The organism is Sphingomonas sp. GW821-FHT09B04, assembly GCF_059418285.1.
Genome location: NZ_JBWKPO010000006.1, coordinates 238,752 through 254,890 on the forward strand (window position 1 = coordinate 238,752; position 16,139 = coordinate 254,890).

The 16,139-nt window shown below is 63.9% G+C and carries 14 protein-coding genes and 1 tRNA gene; 11 read left to right on the forward strand and 4 right to left on the reverse strand.

Going from position 1 to position 16,139, the window contains the following annotated elements:
- Positions 1-100: 100 nt before the first annotated feature.
- Together AC07NK_RS19195 and purC are read left to right on the forward strand one after the other, a co-directional pair.
- The gene (locus AC07NK_RS19195) at positions 101-994 is read left to right on the forward strand and encodes a hypothetical protein (RefSeq protein ID WP_495172224.1); all 894 of its coding nucleotides are present in this window, start codon (positions 101-103) and stop codon (positions 992-994) included.
- Positions 995-1,101: 107 nt separating this feature from the next.
- On the forward strand, positions 1,102-1,881 hold the full coding sequence (gene purC / locus AC07NK_RS19200; RefSeq protein ID WP_495163673.1) for a phosphoribosylaminoimidazolesuccinocarboxamide synthase: 780 nt from the start codon (positions 1,102-1,104) through the stop codon (positions 1,879-1,881).
- Between the two features lie 25 nt (positions 1,882-1,906).
- Here purC and AC07NK_RS19205 read toward each other — a convergent pair whose 3' ends face one another.
- Positions 1,907-2,056, reverse strand: coding sequence for a hypothetical protein (locus AC07NK_RS19205; protein WP_495172225.1), 150 nt, complete (start codon positions 2,054-2,056; stop codon positions 1,907-1,909).
- Between the two features lie 184 nt (positions 2,057-2,240).
- On the opposite strand from AC07NK_RS19205, the gene purS reads away from it, so the two are divergent.
- Together purS and purQ are read left to right on the forward strand one after the other, a co-directional pair.
- Positions 2,241-2,486: a phosphoribosylformylglycinamidine synthase subunit PurS gene (gene purS / locus AC07NK_RS19210; protein WP_495172226.1), complete on the forward strand. Its 246-nt coding sequence runs from the start codon at positions 2,241-2,243 to the stop codon at positions 2,484-2,486.
- On the forward strand, positions 2,483-3,148 hold the full coding sequence (gene purQ, locus AC07NK_RS19215) for a phosphoribosylformylglycinamidine synthase subunit PurQ (protein ID WP_495172227.1): 666 nt from the start codon (positions 2,483-2,485) through the stop codon (positions 3,146-3,148). Before purS ends, purQ begins: the two co-directional genes overlap by 4 nt.
- Positions 3,149-3,340: 192 nt before the next feature.
- Here purQ and AC07NK_RS19220 read toward each other — a convergent pair whose 3' ends face one another.
- Both AC07NK_RS19220 and AC07NK_RS19225 read right to left on the reverse strand, forming a co-directional pair.
- On the reverse strand, positions 3,341-3,670 hold the full coding sequence (locus tag AC07NK_RS19220; protein ID WP_495172228.1) for a hypothetical protein: 330 nt from the start codon (positions 3,668-3,670) through the stop codon (positions 3,341-3,343).
- Positions 3,671-4,438 (reverse strand): queuosine precursor transporter, encoded by a 768-nt coding sequence (locus AC07NK_RS19225; protein ID WP_495172229.1) that lies wholly within the window; start codon positions 4,436-4,438, stop codon positions 3,671-3,673.
- Between the two features lie 77 nt (positions 4,439-4,515).
- Here AC07NK_RS19225 and AC07NK_RS19230 point away from each other — a divergent pair.
- The 4 genes from AC07NK_RS19230 (at position 4,516) to AC07NK_RS19245 (ending at position 8,946) form a co-directional block, all read left to right on the forward strand.
- A tRNA-Arg gene (locus AC07NK_RS19230) sits at positions 4,516-4,592 on the forward strand.
- Between the two features lie 393 nt (positions 4,593-4,985).
- A complete protein-coding gene (locus tag AC07NK_RS19235; protein ID WP_495172254.1) occupies positions 4,986-5,474 on the forward strand; it encodes a sigma-70 family RNA polymerase sigma factor in 489 nt (162 codons plus the stop codon).
- Positions 5,467-6,420, forward strand: coding sequence for a FecR family protein (locus AC07NK_RS19240; protein ID WP_495172230.1), 954 nt, complete (start codon positions 5,467-5,469; stop codon positions 6,418-6,420). Before AC07NK_RS19235 ends, AC07NK_RS19240 begins: the two co-directional genes overlap by 8 nt.
- A 156-nt stretch (positions 6,421-6,576) precedes the next feature.
- Positions 6,577-8,946 carry a TonB-dependent siderophore receptor gene (locus tag AC07NK_RS19245; RefSeq protein WP_495172231.1) on the forward strand — a complete coding sequence of 790 codons (2,370 nt, stop codon included), beginning with the start codon at positions 6,577-6,579 and terminating at the stop codon, positions 8,944-8,946.
- Between the two features lie 105 nt (positions 8,947-9,051).
- Here AC07NK_RS19245 and AC07NK_RS19250 read toward each other — a convergent pair whose 3' ends face one another.
- The gene (locus tag AC07NK_RS19250) at positions 9,052-11,220 is read right to left on the reverse strand and encodes a TonB-dependent receptor (protein ID WP_495172232.1); all 2,169 of its coding nucleotides are present in this window, start codon (positions 11,218-11,220) and stop codon (positions 9,052-9,054) included.
- 248 nt (positions 11,221-11,468) lie between these two features.
- Here AC07NK_RS19250 and AC07NK_RS19255 point away from each other — a divergent pair, with 248 nt between their 5' ends.
- The 3 genes from AC07NK_RS19255 (at position 11,469) to AC07NK_RS19265 (ending at position 15,882) form a co-directional block, all read left to right on the forward strand.
- A complete protein-coding gene (locus tag AC07NK_RS19255; RefSeq protein ID WP_495172233.1) occupies positions 11,469-12,149 on the forward strand; it encodes a response regulator transcription factor in 681 nt (226 codons plus the stop codon).
- Positions 12,139-13,524: a sensor histidine kinase gene (locus AC07NK_RS19260; RefSeq protein WP_495172234.1), complete on the forward strand. Its 1,386-nt coding sequence runs from the start codon at positions 12,139-12,141 to the stop codon at positions 13,522-13,524. The genes AC07NK_RS19255 and AC07NK_RS19260 overlap by 11 nt, the downstream gene beginning before the upstream one ends.
- 189 nt (positions 13,525-13,713) lie before the next feature.
- Positions 13,714-15,882: a TonB-dependent receptor gene (locus AC07NK_RS19265; protein ID WP_495172235.1), complete on the forward strand. Its 2,169-nt coding sequence runs from the start codon at positions 13,714-13,716 to the stop codon at positions 15,880-15,882.
- Positions 15,883-16,139 lie beyond the last annotated feature (257 nt).

Here is a 16,139-nt window from a genome sequence, read left to right on the forward strand (position 1 = left end):
GAGGCATTGCCGAACACCCTCTAATGTGATGTTCTATCACTGCGCGATGAGTCGTGCACTGTGAGCGATGAATTGAGCATCACCGGAGAGGAGCAACGGCATGCGATGGACATCGGGTTCGGCATTACTGGTTCTGGCACTCGCGATTTCGGGCTGCGGTCCGGCGCCGCAGGGTGACCGCGGATCGACGGCGCAACAGACGCGGGGCGAGCCGGCGCAGGAAACGGCGGCCGACGCCCTCCTTGAAGCACCGGCCGGAGTCGCCGTCACCGCGGCACCCGGCGTCGCGTTCAACTACCACTACGCCTTCTCGCTCCCGGCAGCGCGGATTTCCGCAGCGCAAGAGGAACATGCTGCCGCGTGTGAGAAGCTGGGCATCGCGCGCTGCCGCATCACCGGCCTGCGCTACCAGCTGCTCGGTGAAAGCCGGGTCGAGGCGATGCTGACCTTCAAGCTCGACCCCACCCTGGCCCGTGCATTCGGGAAGGAAGGCATCGCGGCAATCCAAAAGGCCGAAGGCACGCTGATCGACGCTGAGATCACCGGCACCGATGCCGGGGCCGAGACCACCCGACTCGCTGCAGACCGCGCCCGAGCGCAGGAGGAGCTTGCCCGACTCGATCGTGAACTGGCGCGCACGAATCTGCCCGCCAGCGAACGCGCCGAGCTGCAACGTCAGCGCGCCGAGATCGCCCAGCGGATCGAGGCGGTGCAGACCAGCAGCAGCGAGCAACGCGAATCGCTCGCCAACACGCCGATGACCTTCGCCTACCGCTCAGGCAGAGCCGTTCGCGGCTTTGACGCGGGCGCACCGCTCACCAGTTCACTCGACCTGCTCGCCGCTTCCGCGCAGGCGACACTGGCCTTCGTTCTCGGCGCGATCGCGGTGCTGGGACCACCCGCTCTGGTGCTCCTGATCGGGCTGCTGCTCTGGCGGCGGCTCCGGCCCCGGCTGCGTCGTCTGAAGCCTGCCGAAACCGCAGCGAGCGATTGATTGCGCGCCGAGCCGGGTTTCGATATAGGCTCGGCGCTTCCAGCCCCGGCGTCCGCGCGAACCCAAGCGCCGCCGGGGCACCGTGTTTCTGAAGGACCGCAGCACCGATGGCACGCCGCCGCCAGATCTACGAGGGCAAGGCCAAGATCCTCTATGAGGGCCCCGAACCCGGCACGCTGATCCAGTATTTCAAGGATGACGCCACCGCGTTCAACGCCCAGAAAAAGGGCACGATCAGCGGCAAGGGCGTGCTGAACAACCGTATCAGCGAGCATATCTTCACGCTGCTCGGCAATATCGGCATCCCGACTCACTTCATTCGCCGCCTCAACATGCGCGAGCAGCTGATCCGTCAGGTCGAGATCGTCCCGATCGAGGTCGTGGTGCGCAACGTCGTTGCCGGATCGCTGTCGAAGAAGCTGGGGATCGAGGAAGGCACGCAGCTTCCGCGGACCATCGTCGAATATTATTTCAAGGACGACGCGCTGGGCGACCCGATGGTCACCGACGAGCACATCCTGTGCTTTGGCTGGGCGAGCCAGGAAGAGCTGCACGACATGGCCGACATGGCGATCCGGGTGAACGACTTCATGTCGGGCCTGTTCGCCGGGATCGGCATCCGTCTGGTCGACTTCAAGCTCGAATTCGGCCGGATCTTCGACAACGACTACAGCCGAATCATCCTGGCCGACGAGATCAGCCCCGATGGCTGCCGTCTGTGGGACATGGCCAGCGGCGAGAAGCTCGACAAGGACCGGTTCCGGCGTGATCTGGGCGGGGAAGTCGAAGCCTATCAGGAAGTGGCGCGTCGGCTGGGTCTGCTGCCCGAAGGCGCCGATTCGGCGGTGCTGGACCTCGAAAGCCACCGCAAGAAGCGGGGGAAGTAAGCTCTGGCCGCTAGCGGCCAGAGCGTCAGCCCCTCGCCTTCAACCCCGCGATGACTCCAAAGACGAAGGCACAAATCAGTGCCATCGTCGTCATCCCGTGGGGATCGGTCCAGCCGAAATAGTCGCGGCCGAAGGCCATCAGCACCACGAACAGGGCGATCGAAAGAAACCCCATCACACGCACTCCCCCCGGTCACGGCCCCGCGGCGGCGACTCGGCAATGCCGAGTGTTCCACGTCCGGGTAAATGACCGATGAAGCCTTGCGCTTCTGCCGGATTGCGGCACCGGCCGAACACCGGGCTTGAACCTGCGCGCCACCCGGCCCATAGGGCGCGGCAAATCCCCGGAGGCAAAATCCATGAAGCTGCGCATCGTCGTCACCCTCAAGAACGGCGTGCTGGACCCGCAGGGCAAGGCGATCGAGCACGCGCTCGGCTCGCTCGGCTTTTCGGGCGTGGGCGAAGTCCGCGTCGGCAAGCTGATCGAGATCGAGGTCGCGGACAGCACCAGCGACGCGGACATCGACGCGATGTGCACCAAGCTGCTCGCCAACACCGTGATCGAAAACTACCGGGTCGAGCGCCCTGGAGTTTCTGGGCAATGAAGACCGCGGTCATCGTCTTTCCGGGCTCCAACTGCGACCGCGACCTCGCGGTGGCGCTGGAGAGCGTGACCGGAACCAAGCCGCACATGGTGTGGCATGGCGAGAGCGAACTGCCCGATGGCCTTGGCCTGATCGCGCTGCCCGGCGGCTTCTCGTACGGCGACTATCTGCGCTGCGGCGCGATTGCGGCGCGGTCGCCGGTGGTGCGCGCAGTGGTCGCGGCGGCCGAGCGCGGCATGCCGGTGATCGGGGTCTGCAACGGCTTTCAGGTGCTGACCGAGACCGGGCTGCTGCCCGGCGCGCTGATGCGCAACGAAGGCCTCAACTTCGTGTGCCGCGACGTCGACCTGACCGTGGACAACAGCCAGACGATCTTCACCAGCCGCTATGCCGCGGGCGAAACGCTCTCGATCCCTGTTGCGCATCACGACGGCAACTACTTCGCCGACAGCGAGACGCTCGACCGGCTTGAGGGCGAGGGGCGCGTCGCGTTCCGCTATGCCGGCGACGTCAACGGCAGCGCGCGCCAGATCGCGGGCGTCGTCAATGCGGGCGGCAACGTGCTGGGCATGATGCCGCACCCCGAGCGCAAGATCGAAGCCGCGCATGGCGGCATCGACGGACGGCGGCTGTTCGAGGGACTGCTCGAAGCGGTCGCCTGACCCCGAAAGTCCCAAAGGTCACACTGCCACGCGTGCGCGAGGACGACGGAAAGTCCCGAAAGTCACACTGCTACGCGCGCGACGGCTTGATCTACGGGTTCAAGGAGCGGCCGGTGTTCCGGCAGCGGAACAGCAGCAGACGAATTCCAACATTGCAACCGCCCGTGGCTGCGTTCCCGGACAAGGCAGAGCCTAGCGCCGTCCGCCGCCGAACAGCCGCGTCGTGCGTGCAAGCAGGAGGATCGCGGTCGGCCACAGCATCGTGTTCCACAGATCCTGCCAGTTGGCGGAAAGAACGATGTGGCGCCCCTCAGCGAGCGTGTCCCACAGGTCCCACGCTTCCCCCGCCAGCGCCGCGATAAGCGCTGCAGCCCAGGGCTTCCAGCTGCGCAGCGGCCAGCGCAAAACGAGCGCCACGGCAAAGAAGACGATCAGCCCGACATGGATGTGGAGCGCATCCTTGGCGAGGCCCGTGAAATCGATCAGCCACAGCTTGGCCGCCTGAAAGACGCTGTCCTTCATTCAGACGCGGGCACGGAACGGCGTGAAATCGGTACCTTCGTCATAGACGTCCACGCCCTCGCGCCGTTTGAGAAAGCCGACCACGGCATAGGTGACCGGCGTGAGCAACACTTCCCAGCTCACCTTGAGCACCCATTGAGTCACGAGCACCTGAAGCACAAGATCGTTGGTCCAGCCTTCAGCGCCCCAAAAGGCGAGCGGGTAGAAAATCAGGCTGTCCACCCCCTGCCCCGCAAAGGTCGAGCCGATCGTGCGCGACCAGAGATGCTTGCCCCGGGTCCACAGCTTCATCTTGGCGAGGACGAAGGAATTGACGAACTCGCCCGCCCAGAAAGCGATCATCGATGCGAGGACGATGCGCGGCACCTGACCGAAGATCGTGTCGTACGCCGGCTGGTTGGTCCAGTCGGGCGCCGGCGGCAACGCGACCACCACCCAGGCCATGAACGCCATGAAGGCAGTCGCGACGAACCCCGCCCAGATCACACGCCGTGCGCGGGCGTAGCCATAGACCTCGGTCAGCACATCGCCGATGACATAGGAGAGCGGGAAGAACAGGATGCCGGCGCCGAACGGCCACCATCCCGCTTCCACAAACGGGTAGATCCCGATGGCCGGCAGCCAGACCTGCGCGACTTTCCCCGCACCCAGAACGTTGGAGAGGAGCAGGATCGCGACGAACGCCGCCATGACATAATCATAATAGCGGAAATGCCCGCCCGCGACCTGGCCCGCGTTGATCCGTACCGGTGCCACCTCGTCGCTCATCGCCCGCCCCTTTGCTGTACGCAGGACTATATGGCGGTTCCCCGCCCGCGCAATCCGCGCTAACGCGTAGCCAGCGCGCGCCCGTAGCTCAGTTGGATAGAGCACGAGCCTTCTAAGCTTGGGGCCGCAGGTTCGAATCCTGCCGGGCGCGCCATGAAATTCACCTAGCGCATTGAAATAAATTGGAAATATGTAGATATTTCCAACGCGCGGACGGCAGGCTCCATGCAAGCAAGCAAAGGGTTCGCGCAGGAAAGCGGATGCCATCTGCGCTCCGTCGGCCACGCGCAGGTTCGTGGCGTCGCCCGCCTTGCTCCAGCTGTCGAGGGCGAGCTGCGCGATCGGCGCACACGCGCGCGGCCCAGTTCCGATGGCCTCGCCGGGCAGATTCTTGGCCTTCGGGCGGTGGTGATCTTTCGCCGCCAGCGGCAATGTTGCAAATGATTTGCATTAGGCCTCCCGGCAGCTAATAGGCGGTTCTTCGATCCTGGCCTTTCAGTGGGGAGTTCCGACCATATCTGGCTCCTCCGCCCTCGAGCTTGATCGCCTGTACAGCGGGCACAGTGATTGGCTGCAACGATGGTTGCGAAGATACACCCGCTGCTCCGAAAGGGCGGCGGACATCGCGCAGGATACGTTCTGTCGCCTGGTCGAGAAACGCGACACTGCAGCGCCACGCAATGTACGGCCCTACCTCGCCGCGGTTGCTCGCAGATTACTGATCGATCAGGCACGGCGGCTGGAGGTCGAGCGGACGTTCCTCGAAGCCCATGCGGCACTGATGGCTGGTGCCTCGATGCCCTGCCCGGAACGCATCGCGGCAGCGATCGGCGAACTGGATATCGTGATGCGGGAGCTGGACACCCTTCCCGAACGCGCTCGGCGTGCCTTTCTGCTCGCCCGCCTGGAAGGCGTATCGCATGCCCAGATCGCGGCCCGACTCGGCGTGTCGAAGAGTATGGTCAAGCAGTATATCGCGAAGGGCTATGCCCGTTGCTACGCCGCGGCCTATGGAGCCCGGCCGAACATTGCATAGCGCCAAGAACGAGCCTGGCGCTTTGGTGGTCCAGGAGGCAGCGGAGTGGCTCGCGCACCTGGAGTCGGGGGACGCTTCCGATCAGGACCGTGCCGACTTTGAGGTCTGGCGTTCGGCGGATCCGGCGCATGCTTTGGCACTGGATCGAATGGGCGGTGTCCGGGAGCGACTGGAGAGCGCTCCCGAGGTCGAGCGCGAAACGTTGCGACGGTTTTTGCTTCGACGCAGGCGATCCGGCGCGCCGTTCCTGATGGTACTGGCGCTGCTGGGCGCCGGGTGGGCGGGATCGCGTCTGCCGGCCGTGCAACTCATGCTTGCCGATCAAGCCACCGCGCCTGGAGAAGCGCGTGCGGTGGAGCTTGCCGACGGCAGCCGATTGACGCTCTCGACGGACAGCGCGGTGAACATCGATGCCGACCGCCGCCTGGTCACGCTTCTGAAGGGGGAGGTTCTCGCCACGGTTGCCAAACGGACGAACCCGGGCTTCACCGTGCGAACCCGCGATGGCACCATAACCGCACTCGGGACGGCATTCACCGTGCGCAGGGAAACCGCCTCGACCCTTGTTGCAGTTTCCGAATCCCGTGTGCGCATCTGCCCGGAGGACGGCGAGGCCGCAACGTGCATGACGCTCTCGCCAGGACAGAGTGCCCGTCTGACAGCACATGGTGTGGAGCGGCTTTCCGACATTCCCATTGCAGATATAGGTGTCTGGGCGGACGGCTGGTTGTCGGCCGACGATCGTCCGCTTGTCGAAGTGCTGGACGAACTGAACCGCTGGCGAACGACACCGGTCGTCTTCGATCGTCGGACCCTTGCCGATCTGCGCGTGTCAGGGATCTTTCCGTTGCGCGATCCCGATAAGGCCACAGTCAATCTGACTGCGCTGTTGCCGCTGGTCCTCGACAACAGCAACCCTACAGCACCGGTTATGCGCCGCCGCTGATTATTTCGGCACGGGCACTGTCCCGATCGCGATCTCGCTCGTCCCCTCAATGAAGGCAGTTTCAGAAGGGGGTTTTCCGTGCGTAACAGAATAGTGGCTGGCAAGGTCGGAGCGGCGTTTGCCCTGACGCTCTGCACAGCGATGCCGTCTCCAGCCATGGCGCAGGCAAGCAGCCCGGCACGATCCTATGACATTCCGGCCGGGCCGCTCGGGTCCGCGCTCAACCAGCTTGGTCGCGCCGCTCGTTTGACGATCTCCTACGACCCGGCGTCGGTTCGAGGCAAAATGACGTCCGGCGTGCGCGATGCGCGCAACGTCTCACAAGCCTTGTCGCGATTGCTGAGAAACACCGGCCTGGAGGCCCATCCCGATGGCGCGGGCGGCTTCATCGTACGCGTGTCGAAGGCCAAACCGGTGGAACGCAAGCGCATGGCCCGCCGCGACGTGCCGCCCACCGTTTCCACGATCAGCCCGGCTCCTCGCCCGGATAGCGATCCGGTCGTCGAAGACGTCGTCGTCACCGGCTTCACCTCTCCCTATGCCAAGAGCGGATTGTTCGGCGAGCAGGCGGTTCTCGACACGCCGTTCTCGATGACCTCCTATACCGAAGACGCGTTCGATGCGCTTCAGGCGCGCACGGTGACCGACGTGTTCGCACTCGACCCTTCGATCAGAAGCAATTTGTCGGCGAGCAGCGAAAGCGAACAATATGTACTTCGCGGCTTCCCCCTCTTTGCCTCGGAGGTCGCGGTCGACGGCCTCTATGGCATGGTACCGGGTCGGCGAAATCCGATCGAACCCTATGCCAAGGTCGAGGTCTTCAGAGGCCCGAACGCGCTGATCAACGGCGTGGCGCCGTTCGGCAATATCGGCGGCATGATCAACCTCATTCCCAAGCGCGCCCAGGCCCGGCGAACCCTCGATGCGACCGCGCTCTATATGTCCGAGGGGCATGTCGGCGGGAATGTCGATCTGGGGGCCCGGTTCGGCGACGAACAACAGGTCGGTGCCCGCCTGAACGCCGCGCATTATGCCGGCGATCTTGCGCTAAATTTCACCAACCGGCGCGCGGACGTCGCGAGCCTGGCTCTGGACTATAAAGCAGGCGGCGTCCGCCTGACCGCCGACTTCCTCTACACGTCCGAATTGATCAAGGGGCAGGACCATCACCTGACGGCCGCCGCCGGATTCCAGATCCCGGACGCTCCCAAATCGACGGTCAACTATGGCCAGCCCTGGACGCGGACGAACTCGCAAACCAAGAGCTTCATTCTCGGTGCAAGCTATGAGTTCCTGCCCGGAACCACCGTGTCGGCGCGCTACGGCTATCTCGATTTTGACGAATATTATCGCTACACGCTCGGCACACTGACGTCCGCGACGGGGAATTTCACGTCGCGGTTCAGCCTGTTCGGAAGTCGCTCGATCGATGAGACCGGAGAGATCGCACTGCGATCCAAGTTCCAGACGGGGCCTTTCAGCCACAGCTTCGTGGCGGCGGCCACGACCCTGTACATCAAGACGTTCGGCAATCTTCCGTTCCAGACGCCACCGACGCTTGCGAACAATATCTACAAACCCGTCCATATCCCCCGGCCGGCCGCAATGTTCACCGACGCGGTGGCGGCGCAATTCGATGACTTGCGCCATTCGAACGATCGAAAACTGCGCGGCATTGCCATCGCGGACACGATCTCGGCGCTCGACGATCACGTCCGGCTCACGCTTGGTGTCCGGCACCAGAATGTCAAAATGACCAACTTCGATCGGGCCACCGGCAAGCCGCTGACCGACTATGATGAATCGAAGACCACCTATGCCGCCGGGCTCGTGGTGAAGCCGAAATCATTCTGGTCGCTCTACGGAAGCTTCTCGCAGGGCCTGACACCCGGATTGTTCGCACCGCCCGGATCGGCCAACACGGGCACGGTGTTCGCGCCCTTCGTCAGCACGCAATATGAGTTCGGTTCCAAGGTCGAGCTGGCGAATTCGATGAGCGCCAGCCTAGCCTTCTTCCGGATCAATCAGCCGTTCGGCTATGTCCAGCCCTCGACCAACCTCTATGTTCTCAACGGCGATGCCATCAACAAGGGCATCGAGTTAAACATGTCCGGCAAGCCGCTTGCCGGGCTGAGCCTGCTCGGCGGCATCCTGTACTCCGCGGCGGAACAGCAGGGCACTGCCGGTGGCCTGACCGACGGCAAGCGCCCGATCGGCATCCCGGAATGGCAGGTCAACCTGTTCGGCGAATACGAGCCCGCAATGCTTCCGGGGTTCGCGCTGAACGCGACCTTCATCCATACGAGCAAGCAGTTCTACGATGCCGAGAATTTGCGGCCGATCGATGGTTGGAATCGCTTCGATCTTGGCTTGCGCTATGGCCTCAACCTTGGCGGAAACCGCTACATCCTGCGTGCGAATGTGGAGAATGTGACGGCCAACTCCTACTGGCAATCAACGTCACGCGGCTTCCTGACCCGCGGCAGCCCGCGGACGGCGCGACTGTCCCTCGAGGCGAAGTTCTGAATAGTCGGGAGGCGTGGCGATCAGCCAATCGACCCGCAAAGGTCGCCAGGCCGCCCGTTAAGTCGGATGGCCTGGCGGGGCTTTTGGAAATTACTCGCGCAGGTTTCAGAACCGGAAGCTGACCGCACCGCGCACCGTGGTCGGCGCGCTGGGCGTGCCGTTGGTATTGCTGTGCGCGAAGACGAAATACTTCTCGTTGGTCAGATTCTCGATATTCACCTGAAGGTCGATGGTCTCGCTGATCCGGTAATAGGCCGCCGCATCGGCACGGAAATAGCTTGGCATCGCGACCAGATTGTCCTGCGCAGCGAAGCGCCGGCCCTGATAGACGCCGCCCAGCGCAAGACCCAGTTGCGGCGTGACGTCGTAGCGCGTCCACAGCGAGGCACTGTGCCGTGGTGCATTGGGAATCCGGGCGCCGTCCTTGACGGTCGCCGAGATCGCGCGCGTGAATTCCGCTTCCTGATAGGTGTAGGAACCGACGACGCTGAGCTGCGGGGTAATGTTGCCCATCGCCTGAAGCTCGAAGCCGCGCGAGCGCTGGCCGCCGCCCAGTTCGGTGCCCGCAGCGAGGTCATTGGGATTGATCAGGACGATCACATTGTCACGGTCGAGCTGATAGATCGCCGCGCCGATGCTGAAATTGGGATTGATGTCCCATTTCACACCCAGCTCGTAATTCTGGTAGCGCTCGGGATCGAGCGACTGGTTGTCGATCGTCAGGCCCGCCAGCTGATCGCCACCGCGCGGCAGATAGGAGCGCGAGAAGCTGGCATAGATGCTGGCATTCTCGACAGGCTTGTAGATGAGGCCGGCGCGCGGCGACCACAGATTGTCGACCGTGCGGAATTTGGCCCCGGTGCGCCGATTGGTGACGTTGGTCACCAGATTCTCGAAACGCAGGCCAAGCACGACCTGGAACGCCGGCGACAGCTCGATCTGGTCCTGGATATAGCCGGCGGCGATATCGAGCGAGCTGGTGTTGCTGGCGCTGGTCGCGTTCGGTGCCCAGCGGATGTCGTTGCGGCTGATGCGCGGGTTCGACAGCGGCGCGAAGATCGCGCTGACGCCGTTCGCATTGCCCGCCACCGGGAAGAAGCCTTCCAGGCGAACATTGTCGGTGTTCTGGCGTCCGAATTCCGCGCCGATCAGCAGCGTATGGCCGATCCCGCCGGTGCTGAACTCGGCGTTGAGATCGGTCTGGTTGACGAAATTCTCGCGCTTCGTCGCCTGGTTGTAGGCGGAGATCTGGACGATCGTGCCGGCGGCATAGGTGCCGGCCGGAAGCCCGGCGGGATTGACCGACGGGGAGGCATTCAGGGCGCCCGGGAAGACGTTCTGGTAGAATTTGTCATAATCGGCATAGCGCGTGCGGTTGCGCAGCGTCACGCCACCGCCGAAATCATGCGTGATGTAGAGATTGGCGGCGTCGGTGTTGGTCCAGGTGGGGCTGTTCTCGGGATCGCCGAAGAAGCGGCTGCGCGGCGTATCGACAAACTCGACGGCGCCGGTGAAGCCGGCCGGGCGCACCCGCGACGTCACGCCGCGATCGGCGATGCGGTCGTCCTGAAAATGCTCGTACCCGGCCTGGATCACGGTGTTCGCGCCGATGCGGAACGACACGGTCGGGTTGATACCCCAGCGCTCATACTCGACCCCATCGCGATAGCTGCCGCTATTCTGGTAGACGCCGGTCAGACGCAGCGCGACCGCATCGTTCAGCGCTCCGCCGAGATCGATCTGGCCGCGATAATGATCGTACATCCCGGCCTCGAGCCGCACCTCGCGTACCGGCGTCCAGTCGGCGACCTTGGTGACGCGGTTGATCAGGCCACCGGTGCCGCCGCGGCCGAACGCCATCGCGTTGGGGCCGCGAAACACCTCAAGGCGCTGGATGTTGTAGAGATCGCGATAGGTCTGGACGTCGTCGCGAATGCCGTCGACGAAGAAGTCGCCGGTCGTCGTCATGCCGCGGATCACCAGCGTCTCGCGATTACCCTCGCCCTGCGCCGAGTAGATGCCCGGCGTGTAGCGCACCGCATCGCCGATGCTGTTGGCGGCCTGATCCTCGATCTGCTTGGCCGTGATGACGCTGACCGACTGGGGCGTGTCGACCAGCGGTGTGTCGGTGCGCATCCCCGAGCTGCTGTTGCTGACCTTGTAGCCGGTCTCGGCTTCGCGCACGCCGGTGACGACGATCTCCCGACGGTCCGCGGCGCTCGTCTCCTGTCCGTTGGCGGCGTCTTCCGCGGATGCGACTGCGGGAGAAACCATCATTGTCGCAACCGATGAAAGGACGGCAATGCGCAGCGCACGGCGATGAACGGCAATAGACATGGAAAACCCCTGAAAACTCGGCTAGGTGCGAATGATAATGGCTCGCATAAGCGCCGCAAATAGTCGGAGGCCGGATGGTGTCCACGCAGTATCTGGAACATTGGGAAAATGTATAGAAGCTGCAATCTTCGCCGAAGCCGCGTCTGCGGAGCCGGTTGCCCTTTCCACTGCGCGATCGTCTGCCGGTGAAGCTGCTGCTTCTTGAAGATGACGCGAGCTCGGCCGCGTTTATCGAACGCGGACTTCGGGAACTCGGCCACCAGGTCACGACCGTCGATTGCGGCGAGCATGCGATCGGGAAAATCGCCACGAGCAGCTACGACGTGCTGATCCTCGATCGCATGGTTCCCGGGATCGACGGCGTCTCGGTGCTGAAACAGGCGCGGCGCGACCATTGCCAGACGCCGGCAATCCTCCTCACCGCCATGTCGGGGATCGAGGACCGCGTTGTCGGCCTTGAGGCGGGCGCCGACGATTATCTGGTCAAACCGTTTGCCTTTGTCGAACTGATCGCGCGGATCAATGCGCTGTCGCGCCGGCCCGCACTTGGCGAAGCCGGCACACAGTTGCGCGCCGGCGATATCGAAATGGATTTGTTACGACGCACCGTCAGGCGCGCGGGTCGCATCATCGATCTGCAGCCGCGCGAATTCCTCATTCTCGAACAACTGCTGCGCAACGCCGATCGGGTCGTCACCCGGACGATGCTGCTCGACCGCGTATGGGATCTGGGCTTCGATCCCAAGACCAACATCGTCGAGACGCATATCAGCCGGCTGCGCACGAAGTTGAACGAGGGGTTCGATCGGGACGCGATCCATACGGTCAGGGGTTCGGGATACATGATCGGCGGCAATGCCGGCTAAATGGATACCGGGCTCGATTCGCGGCATCGCGTTCTCGATCGCCGCCGGTGCGGGTTTCGTCACCGCGCTGCTTGGCCTTGCCACCTATGGCGTGGTCCATCACGAGATCGAGCGCCAGATCGATCACCGGATCGAAGTCGAAACCCACGCTTTGCTTGAGCAGAATCGCGCGCATGGCTTTGATGCGCTTGTTCACACCATCAACGCCCGTGATGACGGCGTTGCGTTCGACATCGGCTATCTGGCCAGCATCGACGGCGACGACCGGTCGATGGGCTATATCCTGACCGACACCTCGGGGCGGCGTCGCGCCGGAGCGCTTCGGGCGGACATCCCTCCGCCGGGCTGGAGCGAGTTCCTGCATTTCCGAAAGCCCGATGGAAGCACCGGCATCGCACAGGCGATGAACAGTGCGGTGCCGGGCGGCGGGCGACTGGTGGTCGCCGCCGATCGCGCGATCGTCGACAAGATGGATTTGAAGATCCTCAAGCTGTTCCTGCTCAACTTCGGGCTGATCATCCTTGTCGTCGGCGCGGTAGCACTCGGCTTCGGACGCATCATCCAGCGCCGTCTGGCTGCCATCAGGATGTCGGCGGAAACGATCATGGCCGAAGACCTGTCTAATCGCATGCCGGTGGAGACGGGACGCGGCGAACTCGATCGTCTCGCAATGTCGCTCAACGCCATGCTCGACCGGATCAGCGGGCTTGTCGATAATCTCCGTCACATGTCGGTGGGGATCGCGCACGACCTGCGCACGCCGATCAACCGTCTGCGCCAACGGCTCGAAGAGGCGCAGCGAGAGGCGGACCCGAACATGCAGCGACTGCTGGGCGCCGCGCTGGAGGAATCCGACGAACTGCTCGAGCTGCTGACCGGGCTGCTCGCGATTTCCGAAGTCGGTGGTGGCGCCGTGCGCAAGCGCTTTACCGCGGTCGATCTCGCGGCTGCGGTGCAGGAAATGGTGACCACCTATCAGCCACCGCTCGAAGATCGCGGGATCTCGCTGACCGCCGACTATGACGCGGCATCGGTTCTTGGAGAAAAGCGGCTATTGCAACGGGTCGTTGCAAATCTTCTCGACAATCTGAGCTTTCACACGCCTGCGGGCACGCAGGCCCATATCGCGGTCAGGTCCAGTGGCGATACGGTGGATATCCATCTGACCGACAACGGACCCGGAATCCCCGTTGCGGAGCGGCTGAGGGTTTTCGAGCCTCTGGCGCGCCTCGACCGGAGCCGTTCGACCCCGGGACACGGCCTGGGACTCAGCATGGTCGCCGCAATTGTTGCTGCGCATCAGGGGACCGTCGAAATCATGGATTCGACGCGGGGAATGGCCATCCATATCCGCCTGCTCCGCATCGCGGTGTAGGCACCCTGGCGCAACGGCACAGCCGCCCTGTCCTTGGCCCAAGACGACACCTCGGCCACTCGCACAGGGGCAGCTTCAAGTGCCGTCCTCAAGGATAAGCCCGTGCGACAGGCGCGCCTCGCATTTCTTGCAATTCACTCGCAGTTACGATTATGGCGCCCGCTCTTTGTTCCGATTCAAGGTAGTTAGATGATCATCGCACGCCGCCGCTCGCTTTCGTTTCTGGCGCTGTCGGCCGCTACCGCCGCGTTCGCAACGCCCGCTCTGGCGCAGGACGCGGAAAGCAGCGAGATCATCGTGACGGCGCAGCGCACCAACCCGGACATCACGCCGCCGACCCACCAGATCACGACGATCGATCGTGAGGAACTGGAAATGGCGCGCGCCGCATCGGACACGCTGTCGACGATCCTGGCCAAGGCCGTTCCCGGCCTTGCCGACTCCAGCCGCACCATGACCGACTATGGGCAGACGCTGCGGGGACGCGGTTCGCTCATCCTCGTCGACGGGGTGCCCTACAACACCAATCGCGACAGCTCGCGCAACCTCATCAGCGTCAATCCGAACATGATCGAGCGGGTCGATGTTCTGCGCGGCGGCACCGCGATCTATGGCAGCGGCGCGACCGGCGGCCTCATCTCGATCAACACCCGGCCCGCGGGCGGACCGCTGAAGATCGAAACGACGCTGTCGGCCGTCACGTCGCTGTCGAACCTCACCGACCAGAGCTTGGGCGCGCGGGCGCAGCAGTTCATGTCGGGTTCGGCCGGCTCGCTCGATTTTGCCCTGAGCGGCGGCTATGAGCGCATCGGGGCCGGCTTCGACGGTCGCGGCAACCGCCGTGCGCCCGAGCCGAGCCAGGGCGACCTGATCGACAGCAATGTCTGGAATGTCGGCGGCAAGCTGGGCCATCGGCTCGGGTCCGATGGCTATGTCCACGGATCGGTCAACTACTATCGCGCCGACCAGAACAGCGACTATGCCGCCGATCCCGCGACCGGCCGCGCGCCGGCGGGAACCGTGCTTGCGCGCCCGATCAAGGGACTCGAACTCGCCGACCAGAATCAGGTGCACAGCCTTGTCGCCACCTTCGGCTACCGCAACAGCGACCTGTTCGGCAGCAAGGTCGATCTGCTCGGCTATTATCGCGACCTGTTCGTCCGCTTCACGCCATTCGACGCGCGCGGCATCGCCAACCGCGGTCGCAACGTCGATCAGGTATTCCAGAACACCCGGACCTATGGCGCGCGCCTGACGATCGAAACGCCGATCGGCGAACGGACCGCGATCACCTGGGGCGGCGACCTTGGCCGGGAAGTCAGCGACATGCCGCTCGATGTCTTCGATCCCGCGGCCTATGACGCGAGCGGCGGGCTCGTCTTCAAGCGCACCGGCACGCTCATCTTCATGCCCGAACTCACCACCGACACGCAGGGCGGGTTCGTCCAGCTGCAACATCGCTTCTCGCCCCTCTTCACGATCGAAGCCGGCGTCCGCTACGACCGCGCCGAGGCATCGTTCGATACCTTTACCCCGCTATCGCAATATCGTGCGCCTAACCCGATCGCGATTCAGGGCGGCACGATCCGCTACGACGGCTGGACCTTCAATGCGGGCGCGACGCTGACCCCGATCGATCGCCAGACCTTCTACGCCTCCTTCTCACAAGGCTTCCAGCTTCCGGACATCGGCCTGCAGCTGCGCGGCGCCAACGCGGGATTCAACATCGGCAATTCCGACCTCCAGCCCGTAAAGATCGACAGCTATGAGATCGGCTGGCGCGGCAGTTTCGGGACGGTAAAGGGCACCGTGGCGCTGTTCCGCAGCACCTCCGATCTGGGGGACGTGCAGAGCTTCAACAACGGGCTGATCCTGGTCCGCACGGCAGAGCGTATCACGGGCGTCGAGGCCTCCCTCGATGTCGGGAATGCGAAGGACCCAGTCCGGTTCGGCGGCAGCGTGACCTATCTACGTGGCCGCGAGAAGGCGGCGGCCGCGACCCGGTGGCAGAATATGACCGGCTATCGCATCCCGCCACTCAAGGTCACCGCTTATGCGGAAGTGGCGCCGACCGACCGGTTGAACATCCGCCTTCAGGGTCTGTTCTCCGGGGATCGCGACTATCGCCTCAACCGGGTCGCGAGCTTTGGCCGGCGCAAGGTCGAGAGCTACACGGTCGTGGATCTGATCGCGCGCTACGACGTCACCGGAAAGGACCAGTTTACGCTGGGCGTCGAGAACCTCCTCAACACTCAGTATCTGCCGGTCTACAGCCAGCTGCTGCGCAGCAGCACCAACACGAGCCGCGTCCCCGCCAACGGCGCCACGCTGACCATCGGTTACAAACGGGCCTGGTAGCGCTTACCGCCGCGCGTCGAAAATCTCCGTCCAGTCAGCCGGCGGCGGGTAAACCGCCAATGGACAGGTAGTTAGTTTGCCAGGGGCGTCGATCGATCCGGCACTCAACTCCATGTGGATCCCCGATCACGGGGTCGCGATCCGCAGCGGCACGCACCGCGCGTGCCTTAAACTCGGCTTGTGCTTTGGCCGACGCCGTCGCTGGCCTCGGCAATAACTTGAGCGACGCCGAGATAGCGCGTCCGCTCTCGCCTCGT

What these genes read in the sequence shown, in the direction of transcription:
- AC07NK_RS19195 (WP_495172224.1), top strand. Translation starts at nt 101, where the DNA reads ATGCGATGGACATCGGGTTCGGCATTACTGGTTCTGGCACTCGCGATT.
- purC (WP_495163673.1), top strand. Translation starts at nt 1,102, where the DNA reads ATGGCACGCCGCCGCCAGATCTACGAGGGCAAGGCCAAGATCCTCTAT.
- AC07NK_RS19205 (WP_495172225.1), bottom strand. Translation starts at nt 2,056, where the DNA reads ATGGGGTTTCTTTCGATCGCCCTGTTCGTGGTGCTGATGGCCTTCGGC.
- purS (WP_495172226.1), top strand. Translation starts at nt 2,241, where the DNA reads ATGAAGCTGCGCATCGTCGTCACCCTCAAGAACGGCGTGCTGGACCCG.
- purQ (WP_495172227.1), top strand. Translation starts at nt 2,483, where the DNA reads ATGAAGACCGCGGTCATCGTCTTTCCGGGCTCCAACTGCGACCGCGAC.
- AC07NK_RS19220 (WP_495172228.1), bottom strand. Translation starts at nt 3,670, where the DNA reads ATGAAGGACAGCGTCTTTCAGGCGGCCAAGCTGTGGCTGATCGATTTC.
- AC07NK_RS19225 (WP_495172229.1), bottom strand. Translation starts at nt 4,438, where the DNA reads ATGAGCGACGAGGTGGCACCGGTACGGATCAACGCGGGCCAGGTCGCG.
- AC07NK_RS19245 (WP_495172231.1), top strand. Translation starts at nt 6,577, where the DNA reads ATGGCGCAGGCAAGCAGCCCGGCACGATCCTATGACATTCCGGCCGGG.
- AC07NK_RS19250 (WP_495172232.1), bottom strand. Translation starts at nt 11,220, where the DNA reads ATGGTTTCTCCCGCAGTCGCATCCGCGGAAGACGCCGCCAACGGACAG.
- AC07NK_RS19260 (WP_495172234.1), top strand. Translation starts at nt 12,139, where the DNA reads ATGCCGGCTAAATGGATACCGGGCTCGATTCGCGGCATCGCGTTCTCG.
- AC07NK_RS19265 (WP_495172235.1), top strand. Translation starts at nt 13,714, where the DNA reads ATGATCATCGCACGCCGCCGCTCGCTTTCGTTTCTGGCGCTGTCGGCC.